The organism is Sphingobium agrisoli (assembly GCF_041877245.1).
Taxonomy (GTDB): Bacteria; Pseudomonadota; Alphaproteobacteria; order Sphingomonadales; family Sphingomonadaceae; genus Sphingobium.
Genome location: NZ_JBHDJI010000001.1, coordinates 310,703 through 331,967, shown reverse-complemented (window position 1 = coordinate 331,967; position 21,265 = coordinate 310,703). Strand labels below are relative to the sequence as shown.

General features: G+C 64.7%; 21 protein-coding genes. 14 read left to right on the top strand and 7 right to left on the bottom strand.

The annotated features are described in order from the left end of the window. Nucleotides 1–129: 129 nt before the first annotated feature. From ACETPF_RS01520 to rplS, 10 genes are all read left to right on the top strand, one after another. Entirely contained in the window at nucleotides 130–945 is an 816-nt protein-coding gene (locus ACETPF_RS01520; protein ID WP_373932501.1) for an APH(3')-I family aminoglycoside O-phosphotransferase, read from the top strand. Nucleotides 946–1,225: 280 nt separating this feature from the next. Next, nucleotides 1,226–2,680 carry a signal recognition particle protein gene (gene ffh / locus ACETPF_RS01515; protein WP_373932500.1) on the top strand — a complete coding sequence of 485 codons (1,455 nt, stop codon included), beginning with the start codon at nucleotides 1,226–1,228 and terminating at the stop codon, nucleotides 2,678–2,680. Between the two features lie 45 nt (nucleotides 2,681–2,725). Further along, the gene (gene rpsP / locus ACETPF_RS01510) at nucleotides 2,726–3,178 is read left to right on the top strand and encodes a 30S ribosomal protein S16 (RefSeq protein ID WP_373932499.1); all 453 of its coding nucleotides are present in this window, start codon (nucleotides 2,726–2,728) and stop codon (nucleotides 3,176–3,178) included. 5 nt (nucleotides 3,179–3,183) lie between these two features. Continuing rightward, on the top strand, nucleotides 3,184–3,663 hold the full coding sequence (gene rimM / locus ACETPF_RS01505) for a ribosome maturation factor RimM (protein ID WP_373932498.1): 480 nt from the start codon (nucleotides 3,184–3,186) through the stop codon (nucleotides 3,661–3,663). 32 nt (nucleotides 3,664–3,695) lie between these two features. Next, the gene (locus tag ACETPF_RS01500; protein ID WP_373932497.1) at nucleotides 3,696–3,971 is read left to right on the top strand and encodes an AbrB/MazE/SpoVT family DNA-binding domain-containing protein; all 276 of its coding nucleotides are present in this window, start codon (nucleotides 3,696–3,698) and stop codon (nucleotides 3,969–3,971) included. Then, nucleotides 3,968–4,345 carry a type II toxin-antitoxin system VapC family toxin gene (locus ACETPF_RS01495; RefSeq protein ID WP_373932496.1) on the top strand — a complete coding sequence of 126 codons (378 nt, stop codon included), beginning with the start codon at nucleotides 3,968–3,970 and terminating at the stop codon, nucleotides 4,343–4,345. The genes ACETPF_RS01500 and ACETPF_RS01495 overlap by 4 nt, the downstream gene beginning before the upstream one ends. Beyond that, nucleotides 4,342–5,838: a serine hydrolase domain-containing protein gene (locus ACETPF_RS01490; RefSeq protein WP_373932495.1), complete on the top strand. Its 1,497-nt coding sequence runs from the start codon at nucleotides 4,342–4,344 to the stop codon at nucleotides 5,836–5,838. Before ACETPF_RS01495 ends, ACETPF_RS01490 begins: the two co-directional genes overlap by 4 nt. Nucleotides 5,839–5,875: 37 nt before the next feature. Continuing rightward, entirely contained in the window at nucleotides 5,876–6,148 is a 273-nt protein-coding gene (locus ACETPF_RS01485) for a hypothetical protein (RefSeq protein ID WP_373932494.1), read from the top strand. After that, nucleotides 6,145–6,882, top strand: a complete 738-nt coding sequence (gene trmD, locus ACETPF_RS01480; RefSeq protein WP_373933041.1) for a tRNA (guanosine(37)-N1)-methyltransferase TrmD — start codon at nucleotides 6,145–6,147, stop codon at nucleotides 6,880–6,882. The genes ACETPF_RS01485 and trmD overlap by 4 nt, the downstream gene beginning before the upstream one ends. Nucleotides 6,883–6,890: 8 nt before the next feature. Next, nucleotides 6,891–7,256, top strand: coding sequence for a 50S ribosomal protein L19 (rplS, locus tag ACETPF_RS01475; RefSeq protein ID WP_373932493.1), 366 nt, complete (start codon nucleotides 6,891–6,893; stop codon nucleotides 7,254–7,256). A gap of 109 nt (nucleotides 7,257–7,365) precedes the next feature. Here rplS and ACETPF_RS01470 read toward each other — a convergent pair whose 3' ends face one another. Continuing rightward, nucleotides 7,366–9,996 (bottom strand): TonB-dependent receptor plug domain-containing protein, encoded by a 2,631-nt coding sequence (locus ACETPF_RS01470; RefSeq protein WP_373932492.1) that lies wholly within the window; start codon nucleotides 9,994–9,996, stop codon nucleotides 7,366–7,368. Nucleotides 9,997–10,232: 236 nt separating this feature from the next. Between ACETPF_RS01470 and ACETPF_RS01465 the strand changes: the two genes are divergently transcribed. After that, nucleotides 10,233–10,748, top strand: a complete 516-nt coding sequence (locus ACETPF_RS01465) for a GNAT family N-acetyltransferase (RefSeq protein WP_373932491.1) — start codon at nucleotides 10,233–10,235, stop codon at nucleotides 10,746–10,748. A gap of 4 nt (nucleotides 10,749–10,752) precedes the next feature. On the opposite strand, the gene ACETPF_RS01460 is transcribed toward ACETPF_RS01465, so the two are convergent. The 3 genes from ACETPF_RS01460 to ACETPF_RS01450 form a co-directional block, all read right to left on the bottom strand. Further along, a complete protein-coding gene (locus tag ACETPF_RS01460; RefSeq protein ID WP_373932490.1) occupies nucleotides 10,753–12,027 on the bottom strand; it encodes an MFS transporter in 1,275 nt (424 codons plus the stop codon). Between the two features lie 82 nt (nucleotides 12,028–12,109). Continuing rightward, the gene (locus ACETPF_RS01455; protein ID WP_373932489.1) at nucleotides 12,110–13,705 is read right to left on the bottom strand and encodes a sensor histidine kinase; all 1,596 of its coding nucleotides are present in this window, start codon (nucleotides 13,703–13,705) and stop codon (nucleotides 12,110–12,112) included. Further along, nucleotides 13,674–14,378 (bottom strand): response regulator, encoded by a 705-nt coding sequence (locus ACETPF_RS01450; RefSeq protein WP_373932488.1) that lies wholly within the window; start codon nucleotides 14,376–14,378, stop codon nucleotides 13,674–13,676. The genes ACETPF_RS01455 and ACETPF_RS01450 overlap by 32 nt, the downstream gene beginning before the upstream one ends. Nucleotides 14,379–14,672: 294 nt before the next feature. Between ACETPF_RS01450 and ACETPF_RS01445 the strand changes: the two genes are divergently transcribed. From ACETPF_RS01445 to ACETPF_RS01435, 3 genes are all read left to right on the top strand, one after another. Then, nucleotides 14,673–16,277 (top strand): phosphoenolpyruvate carboxykinase, encoded by a 1,605-nt coding sequence (locus tag ACETPF_RS01445; protein ID WP_373932487.1) that lies wholly within the window; start codon nucleotides 14,673–14,675, stop codon nucleotides 16,275–16,277. Nucleotides 16,278–16,513: 236 nt separating this feature from the next. Further along, on the top strand, nucleotides 16,514–16,825 hold the full coding sequence (locus ACETPF_RS01440; RefSeq protein ID WP_373932486.1) for a hypothetical protein: 312 nt from the start codon (nucleotides 16,514–16,516) through the stop codon (nucleotides 16,823–16,825). 140 nt (nucleotides 16,826–16,965) lie between these two features. Then, nucleotides 16,966–17,784, top strand: coding sequence for a ferredoxin--NADP reductase (locus tag ACETPF_RS01435; RefSeq protein WP_373932485.1), 819 nt, complete (start codon nucleotides 16,966–16,968; stop codon nucleotides 17,782–17,784). Nucleotides 17,785–17,842: 58 nt separating this feature from the next. Here the strand turns inward: ACETPF_RS01435 and ACETPF_RS01430 are convergent, their stop codons facing one another. The 3 genes from ACETPF_RS01430 to ACETPF_RS01420 are packed head-to-tail and all read right to left on the bottom strand — an operon-like array spanning nucleotide 17,843 to nucleotide 21,178. Then, a complete protein-coding gene (locus tag ACETPF_RS01430; protein ID WP_373932484.1) occupies nucleotides 17,843–17,974 on the bottom strand; it encodes a hypothetical protein in 132 nt (43 codons plus the stop codon). A 31-nt stretch (nucleotides 17,975–18,005) separates the two neighbouring features. Beyond that, the gene (gene otsA, locus ACETPF_RS01425) at nucleotides 18,006–19,412 is read right to left on the bottom strand and encodes an alpha,alpha-trehalose-phosphate synthase (UDP-forming) (RefSeq protein WP_373932483.1); all 1,407 of its coding nucleotides are present in this window, start codon (nucleotides 19,410–19,412) and stop codon (nucleotides 18,006–18,008) included. Then, nucleotides 19,409–21,178, bottom strand: coding sequence for a glycoside hydrolase family 15 protein (locus ACETPF_RS01420; RefSeq protein ID WP_373933040.1), 1,770 nt, complete (start codon nucleotides 21,176–21,178; stop codon nucleotides 19,409–19,411). Before ACETPF_RS01420 ends, otsA begins: the two co-directional genes overlap by 4 nt. Nucleotides 21,179–21,265 lie beyond the last annotated feature (87 nt).

The window sequence follows — 21,265 nt, the reverse complement described above, 5'->3', positions numbered from 1 at the left end:
AGGGCGCCGCGCGTGAGGATATGCGAACCGGGATAGAAGAGACAGGTCGGTGTGGGACGGGGATTGATTTGCGGCGGCTCGCTCTGCCGCTATCAGGGTCGGCGACCGTTTCAGGTTCAGGGCATCGCCATGCTGCACGTTGACCGCGAAGAAAGCTGTACGTCCATATCTACGCCGGCAGGACTGTCCGACGAAGTGGCGGGATATCAGTGGGCGCGGAGCAAGGTGGGTGAGTCAGGTGCCACGGTCTATCGACTTCATGGGAAGGCGGGAGAACCCGACCTATACCTGAAGCACGGTGAGGGACGCGCTGCGGGTGATCTTGTCGATGAGATGTGCAGGCTCCATTGGCTGGCAGGGCGCATAGCGGCCCCAACGATCCGGCATTTTTTCCACATCCCGGGAGAGTCATGGTTGCTGATGACCGCGATGCCGGGGGAAACAGCCTATCAGGTTCTGACGGCAAGGCCGGGAGAAAGGGCGTATGTTGTCGATGCGATGGCGGATTTTCTCCGGCGATTTCACGATATCCCGGTCAGCGAGTGCCCATTCAACAGTGACTATACGTACCGGCTAAGACTTGCGCGTGAGAGGATCGACGCGGGTTTGATCGATCAGGATGATTTCGACGAGGGGCGGGCGGGCTGGACGGCGGAACAAATTTGGCAAGCGATGACCGACCTGCTGCCATTGGCGCCTGATCCCGTCGTCACGCACGGGGATTTTTCGCTCGACAACCTCTTGATGGTGGACGGAGCCGTTATCGGCTGCATTGACGCAGGTCGCGTTGGCGTCGCCGACCGGTATCAGGACGTTGCTATAGCCTGGAATTGTCTGGGCGAATTTGGCGATGGTCTGCAAGATCGGTTCTTGGAACGCTACGGGACGCCCCGTCCCGACACGCGCAAGTTGCGTTTTCACCTGATGCTGGATGAGCTGTTCTGAAGTCATCGTCGGCCTCGTCCGGTGTCAATTGCTTTAGGTGGGGTTGTTGGCGCCGTTACGGCGCTGGCGGGCTGGCAGGCGTCGCTTGCACTTCCCCCCGCTTTCCCCTAAGGGCGCTCGCAGCATCGGGCGGCGTGCCGTTCGACTCTGACGACTCCAGGACGCCCAGATGGGGCATCGGATGGACGCTGGCCGGCGAGGTTTCGCCCGCCGGCGATTTTGTCGTTTGGGGATGCGACATGTTTTTCAGCGGGGCGCAAGTCCCGGTTTTGAGGTGGTGATGTTCGATTCGCTCAGCGATCGTCTAGGCGGGGTCTTCGACAAGCTGCGGGGGCGCGGTGCGCTCACAGAGGACGATGTCCGCGCCGCGATGCGCGAGGTGCGGATCGCGCTGCTCGAAGCCGACGTCGCCCTGCCGGTGGTGCGCCAGTTCGTCGACCAAGCGACCGAGCGGGCGGTGGGCAGCGACGTGCTGCGCTCCGTCACGCCCGGACAGATGGTCGTCAAGATCGTCTCCGACACGCTGACCGAGACTTTGGGGTCGGACACCAGCGACCTGCTGATCGACGTGACGCCGCCCGCCGTCATCATGATGGTCGGGCTTCAGGGGTCGGGCAAGACCACCACGACCGCAAAGATCGCCAAGCGCCTCAAGGAAAAAGAGCGCAAGAAGGTGCTGATGGCGTCGCTCGACGTGCAGCGCCCGGCCGCGCAGGAGCAGCTTGCGGTGCTCGGCACGCAGACCGACGTGGCGACGCTGCCCATCGTTCCGGGGCAGCAGCCGGTCGAGATCGCCAAGCGCGCGCTCCAGTCGGCGAAGCTCCAGGGCTTCGACGTGGTGATGCTCGACACGGCCGGCCGCCTGCATGTCGACCAGGCGCTGATGGACGAGATGAAGGCGGTCGCCGATGCGGCGAATCCGGCGGAAATCCTGCTCGTCGTCGACTCGCTGACGGGTCAGGACGCGGTCAATGTCGCGACCAACTTTACCGCGCAGGTGCCGCTGACCGGCGTCGTGCTGACCCGCATGGACGGCGATGCGCGCGGCGGCGCGGCGCTGTCGATGCGCGCGGTCACCGGCCGGCCGATCAAGTTCGCGGGCACGGGCGAGAAGCTCGATGCGCTCGAAATCTTTCACCCGGCCCGCGTGGCCCAGCGCATCCTGGGCATGGGCGACGTCGTGTCGCTGGTCGAGCGCGCGGCCGAGACGATCGACGCGGAGGAAGCGGACAAGCTCGCCAAGAAGATGGCGAAGGGTCAGTTCGACATGAACGACCTGCGCGCGCAATTGAACCAGATGCGCCGCATGGGTGGCCTCGGCGCGCTTGCCGGGATGCTGCCCGGCCTGAAAAAGGCGCAGGCGGCGATGGCGGCGAGCGGCGCCAATGACAAGACGCTGGTCCACCTCGACGCGATGATCGGCTCCATGACGCCCAAGGAGCGGGAGAGACCCGCGCTGATCAACGCCAAGCGCAAGATCCGCATCGCCAAGGGCGCCGGCCGCACGGTGCAGGACGTCAACCGCCTCCTGAAAATGCATCAGGAGATGGAAACGGCGATGAAGAAGATCCGCAAGATGGGCGGATTGAAGGGCCTCGCCAAGATGTTCGGCGCCGGAGGACTTGGGGGCGGCCTGGACGGGATGCTGGGCGGCGGCGGCGCGCCGCCGCAGGGCTTGCCGGGCCTCGGCGCACCCAACCTGCCGCCCGGCTTTCAGAATTTCATGAAGAAGTAATTTATTTCAACGCATTAGATTTGAGTAGAAAGGCAAGAAGTTAAGATGGCAACCTCCATTCGTCTGTCGCGCGGCGGCTCCAAGAAGCGCCCCTATTACCGCATCGTCGTGGCTGACAGCCGTGCCCCGCGTGACGGCAAGTTCATCGAACGCATCGGCAGCTACAACCCCGTCCTGCCCAAGGGCGACGAGAAGCGTGTCGTGCTCGACACCGAGCGCGCCAAGCACTGGATCGAAGCCGGCGCGCAGCCGACCGACCGCGTTGCTCGCTTCCTGGACGCCGCCGGCGTGAAGGAGCGCAAGGCGCGCAACAACCCGAACAAGGCCGAGCCGGGCCAGAAGGCCAAGGAGCGCGCCGAAGATCGCGCCGCCAAGCTCGCCGAGGCCGAGGAAGCCCGCAAGGCTGCCGAAGAAGCCGCCAAGGCGCCTGCTGAAGAGCCTGCCGCCGAGGAAGCCGCTCCCGCCGAGGAATCCGCTCCCGAGCAGGCCGAGGGCTGAGCGACTTGACCGACAAGCCCGTCACTCTCGCCGTGATCATCGGCGCGCATGGAGTGACGGGCGAAGTCCGTTTGAAGCTGTTCGGCGATGGGGCGGCGAGCCTCAAAAGCTACAAGAGCTTCGATGCGGGCGGGCGCGTGCTGACGCTGAAGTCGGTCCGCCCCGGCCCCAATGGCGCGGTGGCGCGCTTTGCCGAGATCGGCGATCGCAGCGCCGCCGAAGCGCTGCGCGGCACGGAACTCACCGTCCCGCGATCCGCCCTGCCGCCGCTGGGCGAGGGCGAATATTATCATGCCGACCTGATCGGCCTGCCCTGCACGTCGAGCGAAAGCGAAGCGCTGGGCGTGATTGTCGCGGTCGAGAATTTCGGCGCCGGCGACATTATCGAGATCGAGCGCCCCACGGGGAAACGCTTCATGGCGCCCATGCATGCCGTGGCCTTGGGCGACGGCGGGGCGGTGGTTGACGCGGCTTTCGTGGCGTAGTATATACGGAATGTATATACGGAGGCTGAGCCATGGGCGAGGGCTATAAGGCCAAGATTTTCAAGTCGGGCAACAGTCTGGCCTTGCGCCTGCCCAAGGCGCTGGGGCTGGAGGAAGGCACCGAAATGGTGCTGCGCGAAGAGCATGGCAAATTCACCTTCGAGCCCGCCGACATCGCGCCGCGCAAGATCGACGTCAGCAAATTCGCAGGCAAGGCGCCGTGGCTGGAGCCGCGAACCTATGAGGAAGGCGAGTTCGACGATAGCCCGCGCGATTGGCATCTGCTGGGCCGCGGCGAGGCGGAATGACGATTCGGCTGCTTGACACGAATAGCTGTATCTACGCCTTTACCGGAGCCTACCCGTCGCTGACCGCCCGCATGGCGGAACAGGCGGCGGGTAGTCTTTTCATCTCCGCCATTACCTATGCCGAGCTTGCCTACGGCACGTTTCGGGGGAAGCCGCCTTCACCGGAACTGCTCGACGCCTTCATCAGCGAAGTGGCCGTTCTGCCGTTCGACGACCCGGCGGCGAAAGCCTATGCGCAAATTCCATTCCGCCGGGGCAGCTTCGATCGTCTAATCGCGGCGCAGGCGCTGGCGCTCGGGGCGCCGCTGGTATCGCGCAACGCGCGCGACTTTGCCGATATAGATGGCCTTGTCGTGGAGGACTGGACGCAATGAGGCTTTGGCTCGCGCTGATGCTGCTCTGCCTCCCCACCGTCGCCAACGCACAGGCCGACGAAAACAAGATCGCCGCTGCCGTGCCGGAGATCGACCGGCTGTTCCAGGATTTCCGTCAAGATAGCCACGCGCCGGGCCTCATTTACGGCATCGTCGCCAATGGGCGCCTGGTGCATGTGAAGGGCTTTGGCGTGCAGGATCTGGTGCATAGCCGGCCTGTGACGCCCGACAGCCTGTTCCGCATCGCGTCGATGACCAAGGCGTTCACCGCGCTGTCGATCCTGAAGCTGCGGGAAGAAGGGAAGCTGTCGCTGGACGATCCGGCAGAGCGGTACATCCCCGAAATGCGCGCCTGGACCTATCCCACTGCCGACAGCCCGCGCATCCGCGTCCGCGATCTGCTGACCCACAGCGCGGGGTTCGTGGACGACAATCCCTGGGGCGACCGGCAGACGCCGATGGCGGAGGCGGATTTTGCCCGGCTGCTGGCGCAGGGCGTGCCGTTCAGCACCGCGCCCGGCACCCGCTACGAATATAGCAATTTCGGTTTTGCGCTGCTGGGCCGGATCGTCGCGCAGGTGAGCGGAATGCCCTATCGCCGCTATGTCGAACAGAGCCTGCTGACGCCACTCGGCATGGGGTCGAGCGGTTATGAGATCGCCGAATGGCCCGTGGAGCGGCGTGCGCGCGGTTATCGCTGGGAAACGGGGCGGTGGAAGGCAGAGCCGGACATGGTGGATGGCGCGTTCGGCGCGATGGGGGGATTGCAGACGAGCGCAACCGATTATGCGCGCTGGGTCGCCTTCCTGCTGTCGGCCTGGCCGGCGCGCGATGAGGCCGACACGGGGCCAGTGCCGCGTGCGGCAGTGCGGATGCTGGCGGAGGGTAGCAATTTCGTGCAACTCGCCCAACGCAGCGGCAAGAGCGGCGCGAGCGCGTGCCGGCAGGCGGCGGCCTATGGTATGGGAATGCGGGTGGCGCAGGATTGCGAGCTTGGCCTCACCCTGTCGCATGGCGGGGGCTATCCCGGCTATGGCAGCAATGTGATGCTGATGCCCGACCATGGCGTCGGCATCTTCGTCTTCACCAACCGCACCTATATGGGCGGGGCAGGGCCGGCCTGGGATGCGGCGCTACTACTCCAGCAGGCGGGCGCTCTCGTCGCGCGGCCGGTGGCGGTGTCGGCGCTCCTGGCGGAAGGCTATGCGGCGGCGGGTCGGATGTATGCGGCGGGCGATGTTGATGCCGCGCGCGCGAACCTTGCGATGAATTTCCTGATGGACAGTGACGCGGACAGCTGGGCGAAGAAACTTGCGGCGGTGAAGGCGGAGGTTGGGGCGTGCCGCACCGATGCGCCGGTGAAGGCGACCGGCAATCTGTCGGGCGAGTTCACATGGACCTGCGACAAGGGCAGGGTGGCGGGTAGCCTGATGCTCGCCCCTACGCCGACCGCGCAGATCCAGGAATGGAAGATCAGCGTCAAGACGCCCTGATCTGGACGCTGGCCGCGCCTTCGCCTAAGCGCGGGGCATGGCCCAGATCGTCACCGCGCTTTATCTCCTGCTCATGCTCTTTGCCGGCTGGCGGCTGTTCGGTATCGGCTGGCCACGTGGGCGGAAGATCGTGGCGGCGGTGGCGCTGGTCGCACCCATCCCGATGCTCCTGCTGATCCCCGCGCTGTTGCACCCGGAGCGCCAGTTTGCCGACGTGCTGCGCGCGGTGGGGCTGGCGCTGCTGGTCTGCGGAGCGCTGTGCATGGGCGGCGGCTGGTCGGCGGCGCGGTTGCGGGCGCGGCGGCGGTGAGTTTCACCGCGCAAATCCTCACCCTCTACCCGGAGATGTTCCCCGGTCCGCTTGGGCTGTCGTTGGCGGGGCGGGCGCTCAGCGAGGGGAAATGGACTTGCGAGCCGATCCATATCCGCGATTTTGCGACCGACAAGCATCGCACCGTGGACGACACGCCGGCGGGTGGCGGCGCGGGGATGGTGCTGCGGGCCGATGTGCTCGCCAAGGCGGTCGATCATGCGCTGGAGCGCCGCCCGGACCTGCCGGTGCTGGCGATGACGCCTCGTGGCAAACCCATCACGCAGGGGCGGGTGCGGGCGCTGGCGGAGGGGCCGGGCGCGACGATCCTGTGCGGCCGGTTCGAGGGGTTTGACGAGCGGATTTTCGAGGGCCGCGCCATCGAGCAGGTCAGCATGGGCGACATCATATTGTCGGGCGGAGAGATGGCGGCTTTGCTGCTGCTCGATGCTTGCGTGCGGCTGCTTCCCGGTGTAATGGGCGCGGCTTCCAGCGGAGTCGAGGAGTCCTTTGAAGCGGGGCTGCTCGAATATCCGCATTATACCCGCCCGGTGGAATGGGAGGGGCGCGCGATCCCTGAAGTGTTGCGATCGGGGGATCATGCGAAGATCGCCGCCTGGCGGAAACAACGGGCGGAGGACGATACACGGCTAAGGCGGCCGGACCTTTGGGAACGCCATATCGGCGTTCGGGACCAGCCGCCCTCTGGTGCGCGACGAACGACCAAGGACTGAGTTTAGACATGAACATCATCCAGCAGATCGAGGCGGAAAGCATCGCCGCTCTGGCCAAGGACATCCCCGAATTCCGCCCCGGCGACACGCTGCGCGTGGGCGTCAAGGTGATCGAAGGCGAGCGGAGCCGCGTCCAGAATTACGAAGGCGTGTGCATCGCCCGTTCGAACAAGGGCATGGGATCGAACTTCACCGTGCGCAAGATTTCGTTCGGCGAAGGCGTGGAGCGCGTGTTCCCGCTCTATTCGCCCAACATCGACAGCATCACCGTGGTCCGCCGCGGCGTCGTGCGTCGCGCCAAGCTCTATTATCTGCGCGGCCGCACCGGCAAGCGCGCCCGCATCGCCGAGCGCCGCGACAACCGCGAAGGTTGATCGGCTGGATGTCGAAGGCGCTGCGCGCGCCTTCTTCTCCGCTGTGCAAGAACACATAAAAATCGGGCGCCGAGAGGCGCCCGATTTCTTTTTGCGCTTTAGGCAGCGATCAGATTTTCACCCGCAAACGGGCGTACCAGAAGCCACCGTTGGAGCCGAAAGGCCCGCCGCTGTTGGGATAGATCTGCCCGTTCGACAGGCCGTTGGTCAGCACATAGATCGGGTTTGCGGCGGTCGCCTTGATCTTGTCCGGATAGGTGTTGAACAGGTTGGTCGCACCCACCGCCAGCGTATAATGTTCGGCGATGGTGTAGCTGACCTCTATGTCGGTCGTGAACTTCGAGCCAAAAGTCTGGCCGGGGAAGGCATCTTCAAGACCAAACGAACCGTAGAAATTCTCACGCCCGGTGATCGTGAAGTCGCCGATCGCATAGTTGGCGGTGAAGGTCGCGCGATGCTTGGGGATCGTGCCTTCGATATCCTTCTTCTGCGATGCGCTGATGATGGTCGGATCGAACTTCGTAACCTTCGTCTCATTATAGTTGTAGGCGAGCGTCAGGTTGAGGCTGCCATCGCCCAAGGTGGAGCGGTAGGTGCCGACAAAGTCGATACCCGCCGTCCGCGAGTCATAGGCGCTGGTGGGATATTGCACGTCGCCACCTTCGCCCACGGCCAGCAGGGCCGGCTGGGCGGCGATGTCCGCTGCAGTGACACTGTAGGTCTGCGACGTCCCGATGCGGTCCTTGATCTTGATCCAGTAGCCGTCCAGCGTCAGCGTCAGCGACGGGATCGGGGTGAAAACGAAGCCGAGACCATAGTTGGTCGACTTTTCCGGCTTCAACGCCGTCGCGCCATAATATTGGGCGATCGGGTTGGATACCGGATAAGTACCGGTCTGCACTTGAAGACCGTTGGTGAAAGCGGTCGTCAGGATCTGCACGTTGCTCTGTCCTGGCGACGGTGCGTGATAGCCGGTGCCGACGGTGCCACGGATGGAGAAAGTCGGCGTGGCCTTCCACAGCGCGTTCACCTTGCCCACCGTGGTGCTGCCGAAGGTGTTATAGTCTTCGTAGCGACCTGCAACGCCCATTGAGAAGGTGTCGGTCAGGTCGGCTTCCACGCTGAGGTAGCCGGCGATGTTATGCTGCGAATAGCTGGCAGCGGCGTCCGGGCTGGTGCCGCCATAGCCGCTCGCGCCGACAGGCATGGTCACCGTGGAGTCACGGGTGAACACGCCAGGTGCAGTCTGCACGTAGAGAGTCTGGCTGTAATAAGGTCCGATGCCATAGGATTGCGGATCGCCTTCGGTCGCGGTGTAGGTTTCCTTGCGATATTCGGCGCCGAACGCGATCGTTACCGGACTGGGCAGCCCAGCTTCGAGCGAGTAGACGAAATCGGCATTCAGGTTGGTTTCCTTCTGAATGAGCGATCCGAACTCGAACGTCGTCTGCGAATCCGGCCCGTAGGACGGGCTGAGCGAGTCGAACATCGAGAGTTTGAGAGCGTTGCGGCTAAGCGATCCCGACACGTCGAACGTCAGATTGTCGATCAGGTCGCCCTTGATACCCGCCACGCCGAAAGCCTGATCCTTCACACCGACGAACTGCGGCGTGAAGCCGGCGGGATAGAGGCTGGTGAAGGAATAGGTGTTGTTGTCCTTCACGAAGCCGCCGGCAGGGCAGGTGGCGTTGCCGGCCGGGCAGGGCGTCAGGTAGATCGGATGCGCAAAGGCGCTGTTGCGGGTCTGGTTGCGCACGACGCCGGCGGTGTCCGTCGCAGGGAAGGTTTCCACGGGGCGGTAGTTGAAGCTTTGCGTGATCTTCGAATGCGCGAAGTTGCCGAACGCATAGATACTGGTCTTGTCGGTCACGTCATAATGGGCGTTGACGGCGGCTTTCCAGCCCTCGGCTGGTGAATTGCCGAAGATTTGCACTGGTTTTGGGAAGTTGGGCAGTTGCGCAGCGAGTTCCGGGTGGGCTTGCGCAAACAGCAAGGCGCTCACACGGGTGACGTTACGGATCGTGCCATCATCCTTGTTATATTCGCCGGCCAACGAGAGGAAGCCACGGTCGCCGAGCTTGAAGCCGGCATAGCCTGCAACCTGGCGAGCCTTACCGTCGCCGCCACCGTCGTAGAATTGGCCGTAGCGGGTGCTGAATTCGAAGCCCTCGTCTTCCCGCAGCGTGTAGTTCAGAACGCCAGCGATGGCGTCCGTGCCATATTGCGCGGTCGCGCCTTCGCGCAGAATCTGGAGGCCGCCAAAGGCGATGGTGGGCAGCACCGCGAGGTCGGCGCCCTGCGACAGGTTGTTGGTCGGGTCGCCCGCGGCGACCTGAACCAGCGCGGAACGGTTGAGGCGCTTGCCGTTGATCATGACCAGCGTCATGTCGCCGGCAAGGCCGCGAATGGACGGCGAGCGGACGAAGGTCGATGCGTCGGAAATCTGATTTTGCGCGACGTTAAAGCTGGGGACGATGTTTTTGAGCACCTCCAGCATGTCCGCCGCCGGCTGAGTCTTGAGTTCTTGCGCCCCGATGATGTCGATCGGCGAGGCTGAATCGGTGACCGACCTGTCGGTGCGACGCGTTCCGATGACGACGATCGTGTCGTTGGGACTTTCCTCCGCCGCCTGATCGGGGGCGGCTGGAGTTTGAGAAAATGCGGGCCCGGTCATTGCGGCGAGCGCCGTCGTGGCCAGCAGCGCCTTCGTTAACCAGCGAGCAGATACATGGTTGATCATCGATAGCCCCCTTATGGTGTATGGGCCTTTCCATCCTTCCCCTGGGCGGATTCTATTTAGTCCTGACGGGTGAAACGGATCGGGCGATCGAACCCGCCATGTCCATGGAGCGGCGCGGCAAGCGGATTTCATCTATGTGTCACATAAATGCGACAGTGGCGTGGATTTCAGCGGACCCTCGCTCGCCCGGCCGGCATCGCGATTGAAAAGCGGACGGGATTTTGCAGCAAAGCAGAATGCCGCTCACCCACCGCCTCGCCACGCCCGCCGACGAGCCCCCGCTCCTCGCCGTCATGACGCTGGCGATCGAACGGCTGCAATCCGCTTTTCTGACCCCCGATCAGGTGCGGGCGAGCCATGGCTTTATGGGGCGGGACGGCCGGCTGATCGCGGATGCCAGTTATTTCGTCGTGGAGCGGGACGGAGCGGTCGCCGGCTGTGGCGGCTGGAGCCGGCGCGCGACGCCCTACGGCAACGACAACAGCGCCGGGCGCGACGACCGGCTGTTCGACCCCGCGACCGAGGCGGCGAAGGTGCGGGCGATGTACACCCATCCCGATCATGTGCGGCAGGGTGTGGGGATGGTGATCCTGTCGCTGTGCGAAGCGGCGGCGCGAGCGGAGGGCTTCCCTGCGCTAGAACTTGTCGCAACGATGGCCGGGGTGCCGCTTTATCGGCGCTTCGGTTTCGGGGAGGTGCGCGCCTTCGAGGATGGGGGCGTGCCCCTGATCCTGATGCGGAAGGTGATTTGATGTCCTATGGGTAGCGACTGGTCCACCACAGGCCCGCCAGGCTGATCGCGGCGGCGGCGCTCATGTAGAGACCCACGAGCGCCACACCCTGCGCCGCGATCAGCCAGGTGGCGACGATCGGCGCGAGCGCGCCGCCGATGATGCCGCCCAGATTGAAGGCGAAGGACGCGCCGGTATAGCGCAGCTGGATCGGGAAAAGCGCGGGCAGATAGGCGCCGAGCGGTCCATAGACGAAGCCCATCAGGAACAGCGCCAGCGACAGGATCAGGAACACCGGCAGCAGCGCGCCGGTGCCGATCATCGGGCCGAAGACAATGCCCATCAGGATCGTGCCGCCACAGCCCCAGGCGAGGACGCGGGTCGGGCTTGACCGGTCCGCCCACCAGCCGGCGAGGATGATGCTGCCTGCCATGAACAGGATCGCGCCGAGCTGGAGCGAGAGGAAGATGCTGCGGTCGATCTTGAGCGTGGTGGTGCCGTAGCCGAGCGCGAAAGCGGTGGCGATATAATAGACCGCGAAACAGGCGGCGCAGGCGAAGGTGCCAGCGATCGCCGCGCCGAGATGCGAGGAGAGGAGGGTGGCGAGCGGCACGGCGGGTGGCGGTGCTTCGGCCCTCGCAGCGGCGAATTCGGGCGTTTCGGTCAGCTTCAAGCGTACCCAGAGGCCGAGGAACACCAGCACCGCGCTGCCCAGAAACGGCAGCCGCCAGCCCCAGGCGAGAAAGTCCGCCTCCGACAGCTGCGTAGCCAGGATCAGGAACAGGCCGTTCGCGGCGATGAAGCCCACCGGCGCGCCCAGTTGCGGGAACATGCCGAAGCGCGCGCGCCAGCCGGGCGGTGCGTTCTCCACCGCCAGCAAAGCCGCGCCGCCCCATTCGCCGCCAAGGCCGAGACCCTGGCCAAAGCGCAGCAGGCACAGGATCAACGGTGCCCACCAACCGATCTGCGCGTGGGTCGGCAGGAAACCGATCAACAGCGTGCAGCCGCCCATCAGCATCAGCGACGTGACCAGCGTCGCCTTCCGCCCCACACGGTCGCCATAATGGCCGAAGATCGCCGCGCCCAATGGCCGCGCGAGGAAGGCGAGCGCAAGGCTGCCATAGGAAGCCATCAGCTGCGCGGTGGGCGACGAGGAGGGGAAGAAGAGGGCGGGGAAGATCAGGCTGGCGGCGGTGGCGTAGATGTAGAAGTCGTAGAATTCGACCGCCGTGCCGATCAGGCTGGCGGCGAGCACACGCTTGTGCCGCCACATTTCACCCATGCCGCTTGCGCTCGTCATAGTTCGCTCCCCCGATCGTCTCTGGCCGCGATGGCGCTATGCGGTGGAATTTGCAATCATAGACCGACGCGCACCCGGCGGATCACTCCGAAGCGATGCCCGGATCGCGCGCCACCGCCATCGGCAGGCGCACGACGAAGCGCGCCCCCTTCTGCGCGTCTTCCCGGTCGCCGATGCTGATGCGGCCCTGATGCCCCTCCACGATGGAGCGGGCGATGGCGAGACCGAGGCCCGAATGCTTGCCGAACGCCTCGCCCTCCGGGCGGACGCTGTGGAAGCGGCGGAAAATATGTTCGCGCTCGGATTCGGGGACGCCCGGCCCTTCATCCTCGACGCTGACCAGCACCTGGTCGTCCGCGACCGTCGCGATGATCTGGACGAGACCGCCGTCTGGCGAGAAGGAGACGGCATTGTCGATCAGATTGTCGAGCACGCGGATCAGCCGCCCTTCCTCGCCCAGCGCGACAGCGACATCCTTGCGCGGGCGGGCGAAGGCGAGCCGGACGCCACGCGGCACCCCGCGCGCCTCGCGGGCGATCACCATCTTTTCGATGAGCAGGCCAAGGTCGATCGGCTCGAAGCGGGTGCGGGAGAGTTCGGCGTCGACCCGTGAGGCTTCGGCGATGTCGGTGACGAGCCGGTCGAGCCGCCGCACATCGTCCTGCGCGATGGCCATAAGCTGAGCGCGCAGGTCGGGCTGCTCCACCCGGTCGAGCGCGTCGAGGGCGGAGCGGAGCGAGGCGATCGGGTTCTTGAGTTCGTGGCTGACGTCGGCGGCGAAGGCGTCGGTGGCGTCGATTCGCTGGCGCAGGGCGATGCTCATGTCGGAGAGGGCACGGGCGAGCATCCCGATCTCGTCGCGCCGCTCGGGCAGGCGGGGCACGGTGACTTCGCGCGCCCGGCCCAGGCGCACGCGCACCGCAGCGCGGGCGAGCCGCTGAAGCGGCTGGACGATGGTGCGGGCGAGGAACAGCGAGAGCAGCACCGAAGCGAGGATCGCCGCGGCGAGCACGATGCCCAGGCGGAAGCGCTCGGCGCGCACCACCCGGGTGATGTCGCGCGCATTCTCGGTCGCGAGCAGACTGCCGCCATCCTTCATGCGGACGGCGGCCGAGATCATGAAGGTGCGGTCGGGCGCGTAGCGGTTCGTCGCCTGCGGTCGCCCGGTGCGGCGCGCGGCGACGACTTCCGGCCAGGCGTCGGCACGGTCGATCGCCGGCTCCTCGAAATCGGGCGGGCGGTCGGCGTCCACCACTCGATCGACCATCTCGTCGAGAAACCGGGCGATGTGGCGGCGCAACTGCTCCTCTTCGGGCGACCGCAGGCGGTAGCGCGGCGCGTCCATGGTAAAGCTGTCGGCCACCAGCCGCCCGTCGCGCGCATAGCGGCGCACCCGGTCGCTCGTCTGACGCGCATAGGCGGCGATCAGGGCGTCCTGCCGGTCGGCTGGCGCATTCTCCAGGCCGATCGAGAGCAACTCCAGCTCTCGCGCCGACTGCTCCAGTCGGGCATCGAGGATGCGGGTGCGGTAGCTGTCGAGATAGAAGAAGCCGCCCGCCAGCAGCGCCAGAGCGAAAACGTTGACCGCCAGAATGCGCGGCGTGAGGCTGATCCGCCCCGACCAGCGCACCGCAAGCGGGGCGTCCTCACTCCTCCGAGAAACGGTAGCCGGCGCCATAGAGCGTGTCGATCGCGTTGAAATCGGGGTCCACCTCGCGGAATTTGCGACGCAGGCGCTTGATGTGGCTGTCGATGGTGCGATCATCGACATAGACATCGTCCTGATAGGCTGCGTCCATCAACTGGTTGCGATTCTTGACCACGCCGGGCCGCACCGCAAGCGTTTCAAGGATCAGGAATTCGGTAACGGTCAGCGTGACATCCCGTCCCGCCCATTTGACGCGGTGGCGGGCGGGGTCCATCTCCAGCCGCCCGCGCAGGATCGGATCGGCGACCGGATCGTCGGGCGTCTCGGGCGCAGTGCGGACCTCGGCGCGGCGCAAGATGGCGCGGATGCGGGCGATCAGCAGCCGTTGCGAAAAAGGCTTGGCGATATAATCGTCCGCCCCCATCGCAAGGCCCAGTGCCTCGTCCAGCTCGTCCGCCTTGGAGGTCAGGAAGATGACGGGCATCTGGCTCCGCTCGCGCAGCCGACGCAGCAGTTCGAGGCCGTCCATGCGGGGCATCTTGATGTCGAACACGGCGAGGTCGGCGGGATTGTCCAGCAGCGCCTTCAGCGCGGTTTCGGCATCGGAGTAGATGCGCGTCACAAAGCCCTCGGCCTGAAGCGCGATCGACACCGAGGTCAGGATATTCTTGTCGTCGTCCACCAGAGCGATGGTTGCGGTCATGCGGCGTCCTGCGCGATCCAAGAAGCGTTTAAGGGGGCAAGAGGTGCGTTAGACGAAGCATCGCTCGCCTGCAAGAAAGGCGCGGGCAGGGGGGCACGCGGCTACACAGGTCAAAGGACTGTCGATATTCGGCACAATCGCGCGCCTGCGCTATTTGACGGATAACGAACAAAGCCCTATGCCGCTGCTGTTCCAAAGCAAGGGATGCCGCGTGCAAAGCTGCGGCGCCTGCGGGGCGGATCGGTTGCACAAAGACACCTTGTGCGATGCGACAAACATATCAGGAGCAAAGGCGTGCAGGCCACATCCTCAATAACCCTGGCCGACCAGGGCATTTCCACCCGTGCCGATCTGCATTGGAATTTGGGCACCGCGCCGCTGGTCGAAGCGGCCGTCCGCAACGGTGAGGGCATATTGTCGAAGGACGGCCCGCTGGTCGTCAAGACCGGCAAACATACCGGCCGCAGCGCGAAGGACAAGTTCATCGTCCGCGACGCGGAGACCGAAAGCACGGTGTGGTGGGGCAACACCAACGTCCCCATGACGCCCGAGCATTTCGCAGCGCTGAAGGAAGACTTCTTCAAGGCGCTGGGCGAGAAGGACACGCTCTATGTCGCGGACCTGTTCGGCGGATCGCAGCCCGAGCATCGCGTCAATGTGCGTGTCATCAACGAGCGCGCCTGGCACAATCTCTTCATCCGCACCTTGCTGGTCCGCCCGACCGCCGAGGAGCTGGCGGGCTTCACGCCCGAATATACCATCATCGATCTGCCGACCTTCAAGGCCGATCCGGCGCGCCATGGCTGCCGGACCGAAACCGTGGTCGCGGTCAATTTCAGCGAGAAGCTGATCCTGATCGGCGGCACCGCCTATGCCGGCGAGATGAAGAAGTCGGTGTTCGGCATCCTCAATTACCTGCTGCCGGTGAAGGGCGTGATGCCGATGCACTGTTCGGCCAATATCGGCCCGGATGGCGACACGGCGGTCTTCTTCGGCCTGTCCGGCACGGGCAAGACCACCCTGTCGGCCGACGCCAGCCGCACCCTGATCGGCGATGACGAGCATGGCTGGTCGGATACGGCGGTCTTCAATTTCGAGGGCGGCTGCTACGCCAAGATGATCAACCTGTCGGCCGAGGCCGAGCCGGAGATCTTCGCCACCACCAAGCGGTTCGGCACGGTGCTGGAAAATGTCGTGATCGACGAGGATACGCGCGAGATCGACCTCGACGACAACAGCCTGGCCGAGAATAGCCGTGGTTCCTACCCGATCGACTTCATCCCGAACACGTCGGAGAAGAATCTGGGCCCGGTGCCCAAGAACATCATCTTCCTGACCGCCGACGCTTATGGCGTGCTGCCGCCGATCGCGCGGCTGACCCCCGACCAGGCGATGTATCACTTCCTGTCGGGCTATACCGCGCGCGTCGCGGGCACCGAAATCGGCGTGACGGAGCCGACCGCGACCTTCTCGACCTGCTTCGGCGCGCCGTTCATGCCGCGCCATCCGACCGTTTACGGAAATCTGCTCAAGGAGCGGATCGCCAAGGGCGGCGTCACCTGCTGGCTGGTCAACACCGGCTGGGCGGGCGGCAAGGCGACGATGCCGGGGATCAAGCGGATGCCGATCAAGGTGACCCGTGCCCTGCTTAACGCCGCGCTCGACGGCAGCCTGAACAGCGCCGAGTTCCGCACCGATCCGAACTTCGGCTTTGAGGTGCCGGTGGCGGTGAACGGCGTCGATTCGACCATCCTCGATCCGCGCGCCATGTGGGCGGACAAGGATGCTTATGATACGACAGCGGCGACGCTGGTGAAGGCGTTCGTCGACAATTTCGCCCAGTTCGAGGACCATGTGGACGACAGCGTCCGCAACGCGGCGCTCGTCGCGGCGGCCTGATCGGGCAACAGATTAGGAACAAGGGGCCGGGGGAGGAATCCTCCGGCCCTTTTTTAATATTCCCCTGTAAGGGGAGGGGGACCACGAAATGGTGTAGGGGTGTCACCCTCTCGATAGCTGGACACCCCTCCGTCAGGCGCTTCGCGCTTGTCACTCCCCTTACAGGGGAGGATCAGTTTTGCCTCGCTTCACAGACGCTGCTATCCTGCCCCCTCATCAATGCGGGAGGAACGGGCATGTTCGACGATCTGATCGGGAAGCTGGGCGGACTGGAGGCGGTCGCGGCGCAGGTCGGGCTGGAGCCGGCGCAGATGCAGGCGCTGATGAGCGAGATCGCGGCGAAGATCGGATCGGGCGAAACCAGCGTCAGCGCGCTCGCCGAGGTCGCGGCGGAGCATGGCGTCTCGGCCGACGCGCTTCAGGGGCTGCTCGGCAACCTCACCGGACCCGAAGGCTTGCTGGGCCAGCTTGGCGGCATGTTCGACCGCGACGGCGATGGCAATCCGCTTAACGAACTCGGCGGCATCGCCAAGGGCCTGTTCGGATAAAACGCGGCGGTTTAGCGTCCCCAAGTTTTTTTGCCCTTGCGCCGCGCGCGCGGACGGGCCAATTCGCAAGGCAACATCTTTATTGCGAATGATCCGCAACTGGCCGCCGGGCGGCCGGCACATATGCAAGGACGAACCTGTTGACCGACGCGACGACCGAAAAGCCGGCATTGGAGCCAACCGGCGCGCTTTCCGTGGAGACTGTGCTGTCGGTCAAGCACTGGAACGAACATCTCTTCAGCTTCCGCATCACACGGCCCGCCAGCTTCCGCTTCCGTTCGGGCGAGTTCGTGATGATCGGCCTGCCCGGCGACAATGGCAAGCCGCTGCTGCGCGCCTATTCGGTGGCGAGCCCGAGTTGGGACGAGGAGATCGAGTTCCTGTCAATCAAGGTGCAGGACGGGCCGCTGACGTCCAAGCTCCAGCTGATTCAGCCGGGCGACCAGATTTATCTTGGTCGCAAGCCGACCGGCACGCTCGTCACCGACGCACTGCTGCCGGGCAAGCGGCTGTTCATGCTGTCGACCGGCACGGGCCTCGCGCCGTTCTTGAGCCTTTCGCGCGATCCCGATGTCTATGAGTTTTACGAGCAGGTCGTGATCGTCCATTCGGTGCGGCGGGTGAGCGATCTCGCGTTTCGCGACGAACTGGAAGGCAAGTGGGCGCAAGACCCGCTGGTGTCGGAGCAGGCGCCGGAGCAGTTCCACTATGTCCCGACCGTTACGCGCGAACCATTCGAGGGCAACACGAGCCGGATCGACGCACTGGTCGAAAGCGGCGCGCTGTTTGCCGGCATTCCGGGCGCGGCAAAGTTCGACCCCGAAACCGACCGGATCATGATGTGCGGCAGCATGGAGATGATCAAGCAGTTTGCCGCCTATTTCGAGGGGCAGGGCTTCACCGAAGGCAGCAACGCCGCGCCGGGCCAGTTCGTGATCGAACGGGCGTTCGTCGGGTAAGGGCGTGCGTCGGCGGGTGAAGCGGGGCCCGCTTGTCTTACGGGTGCGCGGATGAATTCTACAGCACGTCGCCGAACATGAACCAGATCATCGCGAGCCAGGCGACCAGCCCGATCGCGCCGAGGATTACGCCGGAGCGGGCGCGGATGGCGGGCCAGAGGCCGCGTGGTTCTTCGTCGTGAACATTCATGCGCCGGGCATAGCGGCCCGGGCCGCGCCGCTCAACCGGCGGCAGGCTGCGGCTGCGGCGGCGTTTTGGCGCGATCGACGGCGGTAAGGCGATTGGTGAAGACTTCGCGCCACCAGCGTATGTCCTGGGTCTCCACACTGTCCATCATCGCGCGCCAGCGCCGCTTGCGCTCGTCCAGCGGCATGGCGAGCGCGCGCAGGATCGAATCCGACATCTCTTCCGGGCTGTAGGGATTGATGAGCAGCGCGTCCTTCAATTGCATCGCCGCGCCGGCGAAGCGCGAAAGGATCAGGACGCCGGGGTCTTCAGGGTCTTGCGCGGCGACATATTCCTTTGCGACCAGGTTCATGCCGTCGCGCAGCGGCGTCACCAGCCCGATCTTCGCCGCGCGGTAAATGCCGGCCAGTTCGTCACGCGGATAGCCCTGGTTGACGTAGCGAATGGGGGTCCAGTCGACATCGCTATATTCGCCGTTGATCCGCCCCGCTAGCGAATCGAGCGTGGCGCGGATTTGCTGGTAGCTTTCCACATCGCCGCGGGATGGCGGCGCGATCTGGGTCAGCACGACCTTGCGATGATGTTCGGGATGATCCTTCAGGAAGCGGGCATAGCCGGTGAAACGCTCCTCTAGCCCCTTGCTGTAATCGAGCCGGTCGACGCCGACGATCAGCGGCCTGTCCTGGAGCGAGGCGCGCACCTTGGCGTACATCGCCTGCGCGATGTCGCTTTCGGCGGCGTCCTTGAAATCCTGCGCGTTGATGCCGATCGGACAGGCGATCGCCTGGATCGTCCGGTCGCCCACGGTCACATAATCGCCGTCAACTGTCCCGCCCATCTCCCGCTCGACATAGTGGCGGAAGGATTCGAGCCATTCCTCGGTATGAAAGCCGACGACGTCGTAAGCGAAAAGGGTGCTGACCAACTTGCTGTGGTGGGGCAGCGATACCAGCAGACGGGTGGGCGGCCAGGGGATGTGGAGGAAGAAGCCCATCCGGTTCTTGAGGCCCCGATCGCGCAGCATCTGGCCCAACGGGATCAGATGATAGTCATGGACCCAGATGACGTCGTCCGGTTCGATCAGCGGGCTGGCCGTCTCGGCGAAGCGCTTGTTGACGCGGTTGTACCCGCCTTCGAAATCGCGGGCATATTCGGCGAGGTCGATGCGGAAGTGGAAGAGGGGCCACAACGTCTTGTTGGCGTAGCCGTTGTAATATTCGTCGACATCCTGTTCTTCCAGGTCGATCGTCGCGGTCTTGACGCCCTGATCCTCGGCAAAGCCGATATGGCCGGTAAAATTTTCGGTCGTTTCCCCCGACCAGCCGAACCAGATGCCCCGGCTTTCGCGCAGCGCCTGCGCTAGCGCGACGGCGAGGCCGCCCTGATTTCCGGATTTGTTGGGGCGACTGACCCGGTTGGAAATGACGATCAGACGGCTCAACGCATCACGCTCCATGGTTTGCTCAGCAAGACGGCGCAGTTGATGATGCCGACGAGGGAATAGGTTTGCGGGTAATTGCCCCAAAGCTCGCCGCTCTGGGGATCGATGTCTTCGGAAAGCAGCCCGGCGGCGGTGCGGCGGGACAGCATCTCCTCGAACAAGGTGCGGGCTTCCTCCGTCCGCCCGGTGCGGTGCAGCGCTTCGATCAGCCAGAAGGTGCAGACGTTGAAGGCCGTGACCGGCTCCCCGAAATCGTCGGGCGCGCTGTAGCGCAGCATGTCGTTGCCGCGCCGCAGGTCCGCCTCCAGCGCGGCGAGCGTGCCGATGAATTTGGGATCGTCGGCGGTCAGGAAGCGCAGGTCGAGCAGCTGGAGCAGCGAGGCGTCGCGCGAGTCGTCCTCGAAATTGGCGGAGATGGCGCGGCTTTCGTCGCGCCAGGCGGCTTCGAGGATGCGCGCCTTCATCGTGTCGGCGCGGTTCTGCCAATGGGCCGCGCGCAGATCGAGGCCGAGCGCGGTCGCGGCGTGCGCAAGCCGGTCGCAGGCCGCCCAGCACATGACCGCGCTGTAGCTGTGGACATGGGCGCGGGTGCGCAGCTCCCACAGGCCCGCGTCAGGCTGGTCATAGACCTGCCAGGCGCGTTCGCCGACCACCTCCAGCGCTTCGAAATCGGCATGGCCGGCCATACGGAGCAGCCGCTGGTCGATGAAGCCTTGCACCGATGAAAGGACGATCTGCCCATAGGCGTCATGCTGGATCTGGCTGTAGGCGGCGTTGCCGACGCGCACCGGTCCCATGCCGCGATAGCCGGGCAGGCTGTCGGCCTCCCACTCGGTCAGCGTCGCGTTGCCGCGCACGTCGTAGAGCGGCTGGATATGTCCGCCCTTCGCGCCATCGACGATGTTACGCAGATAGACGAGGTAGGATTCAAGGACGTCTAGGGCGCCCAGGCGGTTCAGCGCCTCGACGGTATAATAGGCGTCGCGGACCCAGCAGTAGCGATAGTCCCAGTTACGGCCACTATCGGCATGTTCGGGAATGGACGTGGTGAGCGCGGCGACAATGGCGCCGGTTTCCTCATGCTGGCAGAGCTTGAGCGTGATAGCAGAGCGGATTACCGCTTCCTGCCATTCGGCCGGGATCGCGAGGCCGCGTACCCAGAGCTGCCATTCGTTGATCGTGTCGTCCAGCATCCGCTCGATCGCCGGGCGCAGCGCGTCGGAAAAGCCTTCGTCGGGGCCCATGAAGAAGTGCATGTCGGATTCGAGGCGAAACCAGCTTTCCTGGCTGATGAGGCCAATAGGCGCGTTGGTCGACACCCGCATCGCCATGTAGGACAGGACCATGCGGATGTGATTGGAGCCGTAGGTGATCGGCACCTTGTCCGCATTCCAGCTGGTCGTCGGGCGCAGCTTCACCCGGATACGAGGGCTGCCCGCCACCGGCCGCACGATGCGGACGAACGCGACGGGGCGATACATGCGGCCCTTATGCTTGTGGCGAGGGCAGAAGTCGTAAATGTCGATCGCGTTGCCCTGCGCGTCGCGCTGGCGCGTCACCAATATGGGCGTGTTGCGAATATAATGCTGCTCGGCGGCGACGCAGCCTTCCAATTCGATCGTCCAGAAGCCGCGCGATTGGGGATCGTCCCAATCCTTGTCGTCCAGCAGAGCGGAAAAGACCGGATCGCCGTCCACCCGGGGCACACAGGCCCAAATCATCCTTCCGGCACGGTCGATCAGTGCCGATGCCTGGCAGTTACCGATGGGCCAAAGATCGAGACCGCGCTCTTTCAGGCCAAGAAAGCTGTCATTGCCGCTGCTGATGTGTCTTCCCCCGGTGGCGTTGGATCA

Bases quoted from the DNA above. Each gene is read 5' to 3' on its own strand.
- ACETPF_RS01440 (WP_373932486.1), top strand. From the start codon at position 16,514: ATGTTCGACGATCTGATCGGGAAGCTGGGCGGACTGGAGGCGGTCGCG.
- ACETPF_RS01455 (WP_373932489.1), bottom strand. From the start codon at position 13,705: ATGGCGCCGGCTACCGTTTCTCGGAGGAGTGAGGACGCCCCGCTTGCG.
- rplS (WP_373932493.1), top strand. From the start codon at position 6,891: ATGAACATCATCCAGCAGATCGAGGCGGAAAGCATCGCCGCTCTGGCC.
- ACETPF_RS01465 (WP_373932491.1), top strand. From the start codon at position 10,233: ATGCCGCTCACCCACCGCCTCGCCACGCCCGCCGACGAGCCCCCGCTC.
- ffh (WP_373932500.1), top strand. From the start codon at position 1,226: ATGTTCGATTCGCTCAGCGATCGTCTAGGCGGGGTCTTCGACAAGCTG.
- rpsP (WP_373932499.1), top strand. From the start codon at position 2,726: ATGGCAACCTCCATTCGTCTGTCGCGCGGCGGCTCCAAGAAGCGCCCC.
- ACETPF_RS01500 (WP_373932497.1), top strand. From the start codon at position 3,696: ATGGGCGAGGGCTATAAGGCCAAGATTTTCAAGTCGGGCAACAGTCTG.
- ACETPF_RS01470 (WP_373932492.1), bottom strand. From the start codon at position 9,996: ATGATCAACCATGTATCTGCTCGCTGGTTAACGAAGGCGCTGCTGGCC.
- ACETPF_RS01495 (WP_373932496.1), top strand. From the start codon at position 3,968: ATGACGATTCGGCTGCTTGACACGAATAGCTGTATCTACGCCTTTACC.
- ACETPF_RS01460 (WP_373932490.1), bottom strand. From the start codon at position 12,027: ATGACGAGCGCAAGCGGCATGGGTGAAATGTGGCGGCACAAGCGTGTG.
- ACETPF_RS01485 (WP_373932494.1), top strand. From the start codon at position 5,876: ATGGCCCAGATCGTCACCGCGCTTTATCTCCTGCTCATGCTCTTTGCC.
- ACETPF_RS01430 (WP_373932484.1), bottom strand. From the start codon at position 17,974: ATGAATGTTCACGACGAAGAACCACGCGGCCTCTGGCCCGCCATCCGC.
- ACETPF_RS01520 (WP_373932501.1), top strand. From the start codon at position 130: ATGCTGCACGTTGACCGCGAAGAAAGCTGTACGTCCATATCTACGCCG.
- ACETPF_RS01490 (WP_373932495.1), top strand. From the start codon at position 4,342: ATGAGGCTTTGGCTCGCGCTGATGCTGCTCTGCCTCCCCACCGTCGCC.
- ACETPF_RS01450 (WP_373932488.1), bottom strand. From the start codon at position 14,378: ATGACCGCAACCATCGCTCTGGTGGACGACGACAAGAATATCCTGACC.